7 protein-coding genes, 2 tRNA genes and 1 pseudogene are annotated in these 13,662 nt (G+C 45.4%); 6 read left to right on the plus strand and 4 right to left on the minus strand.

Features of this window, described 5'->3' with window-relative positions; translation table 11 throughout:
• Positions 1 to 3,113 precede the first annotated feature (3,113 nt).
• A pseudogene (locus GX654_15030) lies at positions 3,114 to 3,215 on the plus strand (peptidase).
• A gap of 1,129 nt (positions 3,216 to 4,344) precedes the next feature.
• Here the strand turns inward: GX654_15030 and GX654_15035 are convergent.
• The 3 genes from GX654_15035 to GX654_15045 form a co-directional block, all read right to left on the minus strand.
• A complete protein-coding gene (locus tag GX654_15035) occupies positions 4,345 to 4,824 on the minus strand; it encodes a lytic transglycosylase domain-containing protein (GenBank protein NLD38177.1) in 480 nt (159 codons plus the stop codon).
• Between the two features lie 1,039 nt (positions 4,825 to 5,863).
• Complete coding sequence (locus tag GX654_15040) at positions 5,864 to 6,379, minus strand: OmpH family outer membrane protein (GenBank protein NLD38178.1); 516 nt, start codon at positions 6,377 to 6,379, stop codon at positions 5,864 to 5,866.
• A gap of 114 nt (positions 6,380 to 6,493) precedes the next feature.
• The gene (locus GX654_15045) at positions 6,494 to 8,017 is read right to left on the minus strand and encodes a tetratricopeptide repeat protein (GenBank protein ID NLD38179.1); all 1,524 of its coding nucleotides are present in this window, start codon (positions 8,015 to 8,017) and stop codon (positions 6,494 to 6,496) included.
• Positions 8,018 to 8,260: 243 nt separating this feature from the next.
• Here GX654_15045 and clpB point away from each other — a divergent pair, with 243 nt between their 5' ends.
• Entirely contained in the window at positions 8,261 to 10,843 is a 2,583-nt protein-coding gene (clpB, locus tag GX654_15050) for an ATP-dependent chaperone ClpB (protein NLD38180.1), read from the plus strand.
• 86 nt (positions 10,844 to 10,929) lie between these two features.
• On the opposite strand, the gene GX654_15055 is transcribed toward clpB, so the two are convergent.
• Positions 10,930 to 11,292, minus strand: a complete 363-nt coding sequence (locus tag GX654_15055; protein ID NLD38181.1) for an HU family DNA-binding protein — start codon at positions 11,290 to 11,292, stop codon at positions 10,930 to 10,932.
• Between the two features lie 118 nt (positions 11,293 to 11,410).
• On the opposite strand from GX654_15055, the gene GX654_15060 reads away from it, so the two are divergent.
• The 4 genes from GX654_15060 (at position 11,411) to GX654_15075 (ending at position 13,591) form a co-directional block, all read left to right on the plus strand.
• Complete coding sequence (locus GX654_15060; protein NLD38182.1) at positions 11,411 to 11,932, plus strand: NUDIX hydrolase; 522 nt, start codon at positions 11,411 to 11,413, stop codon at positions 11,930 to 11,932.
• 75 nt (positions 11,933 to 12,007) lie between these two features.
• The gene (gene hisD / locus GX654_15065) at positions 12,008 to 13,243 is read left to right on the plus strand and encodes a histidinol dehydrogenase (GenBank protein NLD38183.1); all 1,236 of its coding nucleotides are present in this window, start codon (positions 12,008 to 12,010) and stop codon (positions 13,241 to 13,243) included.
• Positions 13,244 to 13,302: 59 nt separating this feature from the next.
• Positions 13,303 to 13,378: transfer RNA gene (locus GX654_15070), tRNA-Lys, on the plus strand.
• Between the two features lie 135 nt (positions 13,379 to 13,513).
• A tRNA-Glu gene (locus GX654_15075) sits at positions 13,514 to 13,591 on the plus strand.
• Positions 13,592 to 13,662 lie beyond the last annotated feature (71 nt).

Below are 13,662 nucleotides of genomic sequence, written 5' to 3' on the forward strand. Positions count from 1 at the left end.
AAACTGCCCTGTTTCTAATCTGAAAAGATTTTTAACCACATTTTTTTATGAAGACCGCGCAGTAGAACATTTGATCGGGTAAAGGTCTTGATATGAATTTAAGTTCGATTTAATATTGATTTGAGATATCAATTAGATAGACATTTTGCCTAAAAACCGGGGCAGGTGCTGTAACCTGCCCCTTTAAGGTATTTCCAGGTTAAGGCTTTACGCTTACATAACCAGCGCCTTCACCAGAAAAGCTGCCAGATGTGCCACCGGTATGTGTGCCGCCTGCCACGCCGCTGAACTCTATCTGTTCAAAAGTCCCGGTGTCTGACCTGCTTAGGGCTCCGTAGCCGTTAAAGATATCAGCGCTCCAAATGTTATTCAATGCATCCCAGCTCTTTATATTAAAGTCAACATTGAGATCGTTGTTTGTGAGAGTTACATTCTCACCAAGGGGATTGCCAGCAAATGTGCCGGTTATATTCCCTGCTGCCCATACCTCCGGGGCAGCCCCTGTTGATGATGCAAAAAAGGTGACATCATGCATTGTAACAGAAACATTGATGCCAGTACCTGTAAGGGTTGTTCGCCCGATCTCCACCGCCGGTATGTTAAGTGATGCAAGTGTTGCGCGGCCAGACTCTGTTGCTGCCATTGCAACATATTCACCCGCCTTTACCCATACCCCGGCAGAAGCGGACTGCCATTTGAGATTTTCTGAATCTGAGGGGTCATATGTACCTGCGATCTTACCTGAAGAGACCCCTACAACCGGGACAACATCATTCAGGTCAACCCATGCGCCAACCATATCTCCTTCAATCCTGTTATCAGCCCATGTACCATCAAACTTGTACTTGGCAATCATGCCTGTGGTGTTGCCCACACCCTCAATAAAAAAATCGCTGTGATAACCAATTGTCCACCTGCTCTGAGGGGCCCCGCTGTACACACCGCCCAGTACCGCCTGCCACACGCCCCAGGGCTCTCCATTGATATTAAGGATTGTATGATTGCCCCCGCCTGCATATAAATACCCGGTTGAGTAGCCCATTGAGTCAAGAAAGTTCCCTTCACCAGGATATAAATATGAACCATAGTCATAACGGCCCCAGAAATAGTGGGTCTTATCCATTAGATTGTCCAGAAGTGTGTCTGAGGTTAACGAGGCAATTTCAACCTGTACCGGGTACATACCCCCTGCTGCATCCCATATGCCTGATAACCTGTTGGCGCTGCCTGTGTAATCTCCAATAAGTATACCAGACCTGTTTACCGGGCTTATAAAAATGGCATATATGTTTCCCATTGTGGATGAGCCAAGTACACCGCTGATAAAACCCGCATATGCACCGTTATCAGGGGTTGTGTCGGCGCCGTTATATGGGTTGAAGCTCTCGATACGATTTGCAAATATGAAAGGCTGCGATGGATTGAGAGAAAACTGGGCATCATAATTACCCAGGAAGGTTATATCGGCCCTCTCCCCGGATGTAGCCCCCCAAAGGTTTTCAAGTCCGCCCATAATACCATCGAGCCATCCTGTATTATACATATTATAGCCCTGCCATGAATTGTTGTTATCCCAGGTGTATGTTTCTGGCGGTGTAGCCAGAGAAGCAAGATCAAACATGGTAAATGGGCCGGTTGACTCATAGGAGATGAAATTTCCTGTTGAATGGTCATACACCCATTTCTGACTGTAAAAATTGGCATATGTGCCGTCAAATGACCTTGCATTTACCTGGTAGTAGGTATCTGTACCTGCACCGGCATTATAAAAGGTATAACCTCCCTCATGGCTGGATAGATCATAGTGGTAATTATACATGCTGGCGTTACTGTTCATAAAATAGTTGCCCCCGGTTTCTCCCCTTACCAGGTACAATCCGCTCCCGAAACTGCTGCTGAACTCCAGGTCAGCGGACTTCTTCCATATGCCCGCAGAGATGCCTGACCAGTTGCCCTCTTTTCCACCCGGGCCTGTTAGATGACCCTCTATTGTGCCTATACTGGTCATGGTTAAAAATTCACCCATTATCTCACCTGATACCCCATCAGTAAGCCATGTACCGTCTGTGATTTTGGCAGCCCACATGCCGCCGTCATTACGCCACTGCTGGGAATCATCCAGGTACTCTCCGAAGAGCCCGTATCCGCTTATTGCCCCAGACCATGAGCCTGATACCAGCCCCTCGTCATACCCTGCATAGCCGAATGACAGATTTAGAATACCCCACCTCTCTCCCCTAATGTATGAGGTATCACCGAATCCATGTGCCTTTATGCCTGTTTCTAAACTCCCTGAAAAGGCGCCCGTGAGTTTTTCCAACTCAAGAAAGCCATGACCTATCGCTGAGTTAAACTCATCCACTGTAAAGGCCCTTCCTGTGATGACCGGTGTAGCATACATTGTTCCATTGGCGCTCCATGCGCCTGCACCGTCAACTGAGCCTGTGAATTCACCCGAAATGATACCCAGACCTGTTCCTTCAGGGTTCAGGTAAATGGCTTTGATCATACCGCTTGCATCAGAAGCGTTTCCTCCAAAATAACCTGAGTAGGCCCCTCCATCTTCAAATGTCCCTGAAAGGGGCGCCCTGAAGAGGTATAGAGGCTCTGATGATGTGTACTGTCCTGCAAGGGTTATCGAAAGAGGTGCTGCCTCTGTGGCGCCCCAGAAATCCTCTGCCATGCCTGAAATGCCGCCGGTAAAGCCCCCTGTGCCTGTTATTATGGTTGTCGCAAAATTGTTCTGGAACCGCTGGTAATAACCGGCGGATGGCGGATCTGCCAGAAATGCAAGGGAGCCGCTCCATGTGCTTTCAGTTACATCGGGCGCAAACTCATCCTCTCCGCCTGTCTCTATGTAAAGTATGCCGCCCGGGGCATAATTATAGAATGTTTCAAAATCTGAATCCATTATCTCGGTTTCACTCATGCCCCTTAAATAGGTTACACCATCGTTCTTTAGAAAATACTCATATTCATATTTTGCCTGAGCATCACTTTTATTATTTCCACTCTTGCGCGGGTCTGTTGAATAGGGCATGACATACTCCCCTTCATAATGGGTGCCCTGAACAAGACCCAGCATATTGCCGTTAAAGGCCATGAGGGATGTGGGCGCTGGTGGGGGCTCTACCGGGGGTGGTTCAACCGGCGGCTCTATCGGCGTCGGTTCCACTGGCGGCTCTACTGGAGATGGTTCTACCGGCGGTATATAAGGCGGATCAACCTGTTCCACAGGTGTAATTTGAGGAGAAGCTTCAGGGGTTAAATTTTCCGGCTGCGAAGATGACACTTCACGGAGGCCTTCACCTGATCCAAGATCCGCTATCAGGGTTTTTTCAGGCGTAAACCCGCCTCTATTATCGGTTTCACCTTCAACAGATGAAGCCTCATTGCCTGCCTGTGACTCTTCTGTGCTCTTTAATGCTGATCCGTTGTCCCCATCATTTTTACCTTCAGTATCTCCTGCCGTGCCGGTACTATCGCTGACAGACTCACTTTCCATATCATTTTCATCCTCCTCTTCCGCAGGGGTTGTCTCCCCTTCAAGTCGCTCTATATCATCATTCGATGCAGACATCACTACAGGTGGGGCACCCGCATCGGGTATTATCATTGTCTGCCCTGCATCAACTTGTATTATGTTACCGGGCTGATTTTTATTATACGCATAACCATAACCTTCCTTAAATGTTGCGCCGCTTTCTCCCTTCTGATAATACATGAAAAAATCAGTTCCCCTCACACCGCAGACCGCGGTTGGTGTATGCACCTCATACCGGTTCTCATCATTACCTAGCACGCTGCCCAGTAACTTTTTTACCCTGTTCTGTATCTTCCCTCTGAACAGGTTCAGCACTGTGCTTCGCCTGCCTGATTCATTTATATATTCTGATATCTCTACCCTTGTATTCTGGGCAAGCTTGAGGATGTTTCCATCTGCAAAAAGGATCTCCGCCTTAGAATTGCTCTTTGACCTTACTATGTCCTTTTCAAAGATCTCTACCCCCGCATTAACCTCTACTGCCTGGCCTCCGGGTCTAGTTACATCAACGCGGCCCTCTACTTTTGTAAATTTACCTACCGACTCACCATAAACCGCCTGTGAAGCCACAGCGGCCAATAGAATGATAAAAAATCCGGCTATTGTCTTACCCATCTTTACCCCCGGTCTTTAGCATGCAGATTTGATTACCGCAGAATAATCAGCGATTGTCTTGAATAAAATAAGAGTAAAAAGATAAATTCTTTCACTCTCTCTTCAAAATCGACAGATGGGGGAAAAGACTTAAATAAATAAACTGGATTTTTTCAGGGTCGAAATCAAACAAATATCTTTGGATATCAGTTCTTTAACTCTTCAAGATACTCGTTGTAATACTGGAGAATAGTGTTCCTGAAACCTATGGTCTCTCTGAAAGGGGGGAGCCCGCCATATTCCTTAACCCTGTGCTGCCCGGCATTGTAGGAGGCAAGGGCAAGGCTTATGTCCCCGCTATGACTTTTCATAAGCCTTGTAAAATAAATGTATCCTGCTTCAATAACCTTTTGCGCATTAAACCGGTCATCGTTTTTGCTGTCAGTTAGCTCCTTTTTATATTTTTTAAAAAGCTCTTTTCGTTTGTCACCTGCATTTATGGATTTCAGGATATGTTCTCTTGCATTTTTTACTGTCTGGATATCATCCTTTTTTGAGATACTTAAGAGCATCTCTCTTGCCTTTGTCCTCATTTTACGTTCGGTCCTGGATAACTCACCGGCATTTTTATAATAATCTGGCATATACACATCTTTTAAACCCAGATCCAGTGCGGTCTGTGGCATGAGCTGGGTCAGTCCGGCTGCCCCGACATTAGAAACAGCCCTGGGCCTGAATGAGGACTCCTTTTTTATGAGCGCAAGAAAGAGCAGGGGGTCAGTCCTGTATATATCCCCTCCCTTTTTTAAAGCAGATTCAATAAATACTGAAAATTCGGGCAATTCTTTATTAACTATTTTTTTCCAGTCCCCATAATCTGATCCATTACCGTTCCTGATGTTCTTATCCATACCAAAGAGGCTGATTTCATCTGAGGATGCATTTGCAATAAATCTGCTGAAGATACTGTTTACAAACCGGACATTTTCCGGGGCCAGAAAATGTCTTCCATGCCTTGTGTTGTGGCACCTGTTATAGAAGCAGGCAAGCGCATCCCTCAGATTATTCCTTGTCTCATTCATGCATTCATTAAGAATGGTAAGGATTATCCTGTTGCAGGTCTCTGGATTAAGCCTGTCGTCAAGATCTTTATTTAATTTTTTCCGGTAGTTAGCGATTGTTTCCTTTGCGAGTGATGAACTCTCTTTATAGAGGAGGATATTTGAGATGATTTTTTCTATGAGAGCATGCTCAGGATCCCTGTTACCCCTGTATCTTAACGCCTTTTCAGCAGCCCCAAGGGCATCAGCCGCCTTTTCAAACAGGGAGACAGCATCATTGTAATCCTGGTCAATATAAGCTTTAAGGCCCAGTTTTATGGCCTCCTCAGGTTTGATGAAAAGTATCCCCTCTTCACCCCTGTAGGTATCCTTGCTATCTGAAAGTCTGGCCTGTTCTGTATTATATTCAGCAATATACCCTGCTATCTTCTGAACAACATCTGTATTATCTGCCGGGCAGTCAAGGGAAAAACAGAGACAGATAATGAATAAGCATAATGTTATTAACAGACGACATATTTCTTTTATAATAATATTCAAATTATTTCTCAAATCAGCCGGTTTGGAGGCAAACAAGCCATTGATAAATCATAGAGTCATCAGGTCTTGAAGTACTCATGGGCCATGGGAAAACCCAGGGCCCTTTATAGCGTTAAAAATCTCATCAGGGCTTTGAATCGTAGAGTTTGATTATCTGATCAGTTACATCAATCGCTTTGTCAGATGCCACAACAGAGCTCTTTTCTACTATTATTGAAAGCTTCTCTTTATTCAGATATTCCTGGGCCGCATCCCTTATAGCCGTTAAAAATTTACGACCGAGCTCTGTATCCTTTGCCTTCATCTCTGCCTCAATCTCTTCCTTCATACGGGGGAGGTCCCTTGCTTCCTTTCTAAGGGTCTCTGCCTTGTCTCGTCTGACCTGTTCGGTCATTGTACTCCCCTTGGTGGCAAGTTCATTATCCAGGGCCTGTGCAGCGTTCTGTCTTTTTATGAGCTCCTGCATCTTGGCCTCTAACTCCTTTGTAAAATCAGCGCGCACCTTGGTGATTTTTAACGACTGTGACAAAATTTTCTGGGTATCTATTACGCCTATCTTTAATTCTGCTGCAAAAGCGGGAAAAAGATTGGCTGCAATGAGCGCAAGAAAACAGATTGATAATAGTGTGACTCTTTTCATAGTGATCTTCCTTTCAATAAGATATTGGAGTAATAACTAATTCAGGGGAGTCAAAAAGTCAAGAGACACCTAATAGAGGGGATTCTTCCCCTTCCATGAGGAGTATAAAGCTTTTTAAAATCTGTATTCCATTCCTAATGTATAGATGTTTCTTTTATAATCATATATGCCGATATTGGAATCGGTTCTCATCCTGGAGTATTGAATTACTATAGTGGCATCCTTTTCCCAGTTCCATGAAAAACCGCCCGACATGGAATATATCCTGTCTTCTCTTTTTATATCAAAGACTGTATGCAGGTTTTTAAATTCCTGGTCGCTGATCTGGCCGCTCAACTGCAGCTTGATATCCTTATATACAGGCATGGCATAATTGACGGAAAGGCCTAAAATACTGTTATCCCAGTTTCTGCCGTCTGTATCCATGATATCGGACATAAACCTGAGGTTCAGGAAGTAGTCCTTTTTAAAAAGCCATAAATAACTTATGTAGCTTTTATAACCCTGACCGTCCCGGTCTTCTTCAGGGGCAAGGGCAGGCCTGAAGTACTCGCTGTTTGTATACCCTGTAAATATCTCAAGGAGCTGCGTATCCTTAAAAGACATCCTTGCGAGCGGGCCGGTACTGAATGTTCCGGAATACTCTTTAAAGTCAGGATTCCTTACAAACGCATGGTTATAACTCGTGGCAAGATAGAGCGCATACTTGCCGAAATTGTAACCCGGTGTAATGGAGATGCTGTTTGAGATGGAGTCATGGGTAAACCTGTTTTTATCGTGTGTGCTGGAACCCAATGCATACTGGGCATTAAACAGCCACCTGCCCTTAAGAAGAGGCGCATAGTTAATGCGGAATGAGGTATTTAATACCCCGCTCCCCTCATTTGTCATCCCTGTAGCAAATGCCTGGTCATCGGGTTTTAAGACCATGTTATCATCATACTGTCCGAATACCCCGATGGTAAACCTTAAGGGCTTTTCAAGTGCGATCCTCTGCTCCACCGCCGCAAGATACTGCCTTGCAAACCCGGCCATATCTGACTGAGGGTCACTCAGGATGGCCGCCTCAAAGCTCTTTTTTGCCTGCCTCAGATCACGCTCTTTCATAAAACCCATAGCAATCCTCATGTCAGCGGCCTGGGTAATTTTGGGGTCTATTGCCTTGGCCCGTGCAAAGGCATCATTGGCCTCTTTTATTTTTCCCTCTTCCGTGAGAATAAGCCCCTTTAAAAAGGCGGCCTTGGCAGGGAAGATATTCTCCTTTTCCGCTATATCCACCCAGTGGTTTGCAACATCCAGCTTATCAAGCTGCATGGCCACATCCACCACCTCTATAAGGGCCTCCTTAATCCTGGGTGTAAGATTAACAGCATCCAGCAGGTTTGTAAGGGCCTTTTCATAGTCCATTGTCTGTTTGTATGCCATGCCGAGGAAGAATGCGGCAGCAGATGAGCCGGGTTCATCAGCCCTTGCCCTGTTGAGGGTGACAATTGCCTCTTCATAACTTTCATCCCTGTATTCATCTATGCCTTTATTAAGGGATTCTGATTGCTGGCAATAAATATTCAGGGGAAAAAGTAAAATAAAAAACAGAGAAATTAAAGAGAATGAAGAAATCCTGGTTGCGATCTTTATCATGTAAGCCGCCTTTCATCTTGTCCGCTATAGATATCTTAAACATATACCCGTTTTAAGTGGATATGATAGGTATCTCAGCGAAATTTGTCAATAATACAGCCAATCTTACATAGTTAGCATTCAATTTTGAAAATGTATCTAAACATCTACAAACATCTTGACATTAAATATCATGATCTTAAGTTTTGTTAATCGGTTGAACAGGCCGGTATCTTAAAAAAATAATCGCAGGAGGATACTTATATGCGTCTTGATAAACTTACATTAAAGGGCCAGGATGCCCTGAAGGAATCACAGCAGCTTACTGAAAGGCTGGGGCATCAGCAGATTGAACCTGAACATATATTAAGTGCCATAATCAACCAGAAGGATGGGGCCATACCTCCCCTTCTTGCAAAGGTGGGTGCAAATCAGCCCGCCCTGATTAAAAATATTACAGAGGTACTTGAACGGCTCCCAAAGGTATCAGGGGGTGGATATGGACAGTCATATCTCTCAGCAAGGAGCCAGGCCATCCTTGAACAGGCCTTTAAAGAGGCCGAGCAGATGAAGGATGAATATGTCTCTCTTGAACATATACTTATGGCAATATCCGATGAAAAGGATGGTAATGCAGCCAGGATGCTCAAATCATCCGGTATAACAAGAGATACCATACTTGCTGCCCTTGTGGATATAAGGGGCGGGCAGAGGATAACAGACCAGAACCCTGAAGATAAATACCAGGCACTTGAAAAGTTTGGAAGGGATCTTACTGCTATTGCGGCAAAAGATAAGCTTGACCCTGTGATTGGCCGTGATGATGAGATCAGGAGGGTAATCCAGGTGCTTTCAAGAAGGACCAAGAATAACCCTGTGCTCATAGGCGAACCCGGCGTAGGAAAGACCGCCATTGTTGAGGGGCTTGCACAGCGGATCATACAGGGGGATGTGCCGGAAACCCTAAAGAATAAGCGTGTGGTGGCACTTGACATGGGGGCACTTGTTGCAGGTGCAAAGTACAGGGGTGAGTTTGAGGACAGGCTTAAGGCAGTGCTCAAGGAGGTCACAGACTCTAATGGCGAGATAATACTCTTTATAGATGAGATGCATACTATCGTTGGTGCGGGCGCGGCTGAGGGTGCTGTTGATGCATCAAACATGCTTAAGCCTGCCCTTGCACGTGGTGAACTTCGCTGTGTGGGGGCTACCACAATAAAGGAATACAGAAAATATATAGAAAAGGATGCGGCCTTTGAGAGGCGGTTCCAGCCTGTTAATGTGGAGGAGCCAACAGTAGAGGATACAATCTCCATATTAAGGGGGCTTAAAGAGAAATATGAGGTGCACCACGGTGTGAGGATACAGGACTCTGCACTTGTGGCCGCAGCAACCCTCTCTCACAGGTATATTACAGACAGGTTCCTGCCTGATAAGGCCATTGACCTGATTGATGAGGCCACTTCAAGGCTCAGGATAGAGATAGACAGCATGCCTGCAGAGATTGATGCGGTGCAGCGCAAAATCACACAGCTTGAGATAGAAAAACAGGCCCTTAAAAAGGAAAAGGATGCGGCCTCAAAGGATAGGCTTGTTAAAATCGAAGAGGAGTTGAAGGAGTTAAAGGCAGGCAGCGATGAGATGATAATGCACTGGCGGATGGAAAAGGAGATCATCTCTAAGATTGGTGAGATCAAGGAGAGGCTTGAATCAACCAGGACAGCGGCCCAGGTGGCAGAAAGGGCGGGCGACCTCTCAAAGGCCGCAGAGCTCAGGTATGGCACCACAATTGCGCTGGAAAAGGAGCTTGAGGCGCAGAATGCACGGCTTAATGAGCTTCAGAAGGGTACAAAGATGCTCAAGGAGGAGGTGGATGCAGAGGATATCGCAGAGGTGGTTGCAAAGTGGACAAATATCCCTGTATCAAGGCTCATGCAGGGGGAGCGTGAAAAGCTCATAAAAATGGAGGAGATGCTCTCTAAAAGGGTTATAGGACAGGAGCAGGGGGTTATAGCGGTCGCCAATGCTGTAAGACGCGCCAGATCCGGGCTCCAGGACCCGAACAGGCCCATAGGCTCATTTATATTCCTTGGCCCCACAGGCGTGGGAAAGACAGAGCTTGCCCGCGCTGTTGCAGAGTTTCTCTTTGATGATGAGCAGTACATGATCAGGATAGACATGTCCGAATACATGGAAAAGCACTCTGTTGCAAGGCTTATAGGGGCGCCTCCGGGGTATGTGGGTTATGATGAGGGCGGATACCTTACAGAGGCGGTACGCAGGCACCCCTACTCGGTTATCCTGTTTGATGAGATAGAAAAGGCACACCCTGATGTTTTTAATGCCCTGTTACAGATACTGGATGACGGCCGAATGACAGATGGCAAGGGACGCACTGTGGACTTTAAAAATACAGTGCTGATTATGACCTCAAATGTGGGGAGCCAGTGGATCAATGAACTCAGGGGGAGCGATGAAAAGGAGATGGAGACAAGGGTAATGGAGGCGCTTAAGAACACCTTCAGACCGGAGTTCCTGAACCGCATAGATGAGACCATAATATTCCATTCACTTGGCAGGGAGGAGATAAAACACATTGTTGATATCCAGATTAATCTCCTTAAAAAAAGGCTTGAGGCGAGCAAGATAACCCTTGAGCTTACTGAGAATGCAAGGGAATACCTTGCTGATGCGGGCTTTGACCCTGTTTATGGGGCAAGACCCCTTAAAAGGGCCATACAGCAGATTGTCCAGAACCCCCTTTCCATGAGGATACTTGAGGGGCAGATAAGCGAGGGGAGCATGGTTAAAATGGATATAAAAAATGGTGAGGTAGTGTTTATGTAAGGCCCAGGGCTCAGGGCACAAGGTGTATAATATAAAAAGCTGAAAGCTCAAAGCTTAAGGCCAAATGCCTTTTTAACTTTGAGCTTTCAGCTTTTAGCTTTGAGCACTTTCCCCTTCCTGTTAATCCGATCCTTAAGGCTTTTATAATAGCGTAATTTTACCTTTCTCCTTGAATCTACAAATATGCTCTCTCCTGTTTTCGGGTTTCTACCTTTTCTGGCCCATTTAAACTCAACATCGAACCTCCCGAATCTGGGAATATCAAGGTTATCGCCCTTTTCAAAGCATGATATCATTATTTCAATAAGGGAATTGATTATGCTCTCAGCCTTGGTTTTTGGCATAATCTCATAATTAAGTTCAGGAAAGAGATATTGCTGCCTCTCCCTCTTTTTTTTTTTCAGGTGGACATTCTCGATTATACTTAAGACAAGATCAGTTTTATTCATCGCAGGAGACCCAGAGGATATAATTTTTTTATCAGCGCTATTAAAGATTGTTAAAAAATGCCATATCTGTTAAAGTTTGTCAATTATTCTAAATCATTAGGGAAATTTAATTTTAAGAATGCATCATAATTATATATTCCGTCACTGCCCTGTTTGCGGTGATGAGTTTACTAAAATAAGAGTAAAGGATCATGAGCCTCCCAGGCTTGTCTGTAAAAACAGGGAGTGCGGATTTGTATTTTACCTTGACCCGAAGCTCGTGGCATGTGCGATTGTTGAAATGGATAACAGGATCGTCCTCTTGAAACGGGCAAAGTCGCCGGAAAGGGGCAAATGGGTAATGCCTGGCGGATATGTTGACAGGGGAGAAAAGGTAGAAGAGGCGGCCATCAGAGAAACAAAAGAGGAGTGCGGGATTGATATTGGGCTCAAAGGGCTCTTTGGAGTCTATTCCTATCCCGGATATCTTGAGGTGGTTATTGTTTATCTTGCGAAGTATATATCCGGCACCCTTTCTGCTGATGATGAAACCACTGACAGCAAACTTATGAGTATCGACGAGATCCCCTGGGATGAACTGGCCTTTGAAAGCACAAGAGATGCACTTAAGGATTACTGTGAATTGAAAAAGAAAACGTAAAAAGGAGTTATATAATTGCTTAATCTTAAACCTGAAAGGATTGATAACCTGGACAGTTCGAGAAGGAAGTCCATTATGGAAAGGTCAATGGAGGATATTTCATCTGTCTTTGAGGATACAAGAAAGATAGTTGAGGATGTGCGCAGAAATGGCGATGCAGTTACGCTTGCGCACTACAAAAAACATAAAGAGGATATCTGTGCTGCTGATCTTGAGGTAACAGCAGATGAAATAGCCAGTGCATATAAAAGGATAAACCCTCATGTTGTGGAGTGCCTCAAAAAGGCCGCTGAAAATATAACAAAGTTTCATAAGGCCCAGCTTGAAAGGGAGATGTGGTCAATAGAGGTTCAAAAGGGTATACTGGCTGGCCGCATAACAAGGGCGATGGATATTGTTGGCTGTTATATACCTGGCGGAAGGGCAGTATATCCGAGTTCTATACTTATGACAGTGCTTCCGGCAAAGGTTGCAGGGGTTAACGAAATTGTAGCGGTTACCCCGCCGGAAAAAAACATGACAGTAAATCCGGCAATACTCGTCGCAGCGGATATTGCCGGGTGCGACAGGATATTCAAGGTGGGCGGTCCCTGGGGTGTTGCTGGGCTTGCATATGGGACAGAGACAATGCCAAAGGTGCATAAGATTGTGGGGCCGGGCAATAAGTATGTTACCGCGGCAAAGATGATCGTGTACGGGCAGGTGGATATAGATTCGCCCGCAGGCCCGAGCGAATCCCTTATACTGGCTGATGAAAGCGGTAACCCGGCATTTATCACAGTGGATTTTCTTTCACAGGCAGAACATGACCCTGACTCTGCGGCAGTGCTGGTGACCACATCGGCTGAGCTTGCAAAAAAGGTTTGTGATAATATTGCTCGTGAGTATGAGACACTGCCAAGAAAGGAGATCTTTGAATCTTCACTCAACAGGCACTCATATGTGCTTGTGGCAAAGGATATGGAACAGGCGATTAATTTTACAAATGAATATGCAGCAGAACACCTCCAGATCATCACAAAGGACCCGTTTACTACACTAACCTCAATAAAACATGCGGGCTCCATATTTATGGGCCCATATGCGCCTGTACCTGTGGGTGATTATGCATCCGGTACAAACCATGTGCTGCCAACAGGCCAGTGTGCCAGGATGTTTTCAGGGCTGTCTGTTGATGATTTTATAAAGAAACCGACATTCCAGTACCTGAGTAAAGAGGGGCTTGAGGGGCTTAAAGATACTGTGATTACACTGGCGGAAGAGGAGGGGCTGCCGCTGCATGCGAGGACAGTCAAGGCTAGGTTTGAATAAATAAAAAATTGTTTTGACAAAGGGAATTTTATTCTCTATATAAAATGATTCTTTTTCACGGGTCGTTAGCTCAGCTGGTAGAGCAGCGGACTTTTAATCCGTTGGTCGTGGGTTCGATTCCCGCACGACCCACCAGAAACTGCCTCTGGTGAGAATAAAAGGTGGTTTTTAACACATCAGAATATGTGTTAAAAATACAAAAATCAGGTCAATAACGCAAAATTGATCTTGATTAATCTGAAAAAGATAATTAGAATTGCGTTTTACTGCGTCCCCATCGTCTAGCCCGGTCCAGGACACAGGCCTTTCACGCCTGCGACAGGGGTTCGAATCCCCTTGGGGACGCCAACTTAAATAACAGGGAGTTAATCCTAAGATGGGTTGACTCCCTTTTTATTTCCGGTCCAGTACACCCCGTT

This window comes from Desulfatiglans sp. (assembly GCA_012513605.1).
Taxonomy (GTDB): domain Bacteria; phylum Desulfobacterota; class DSM-4660; order Desulfatiglandales; family HGW-15; genus JAAZBV01.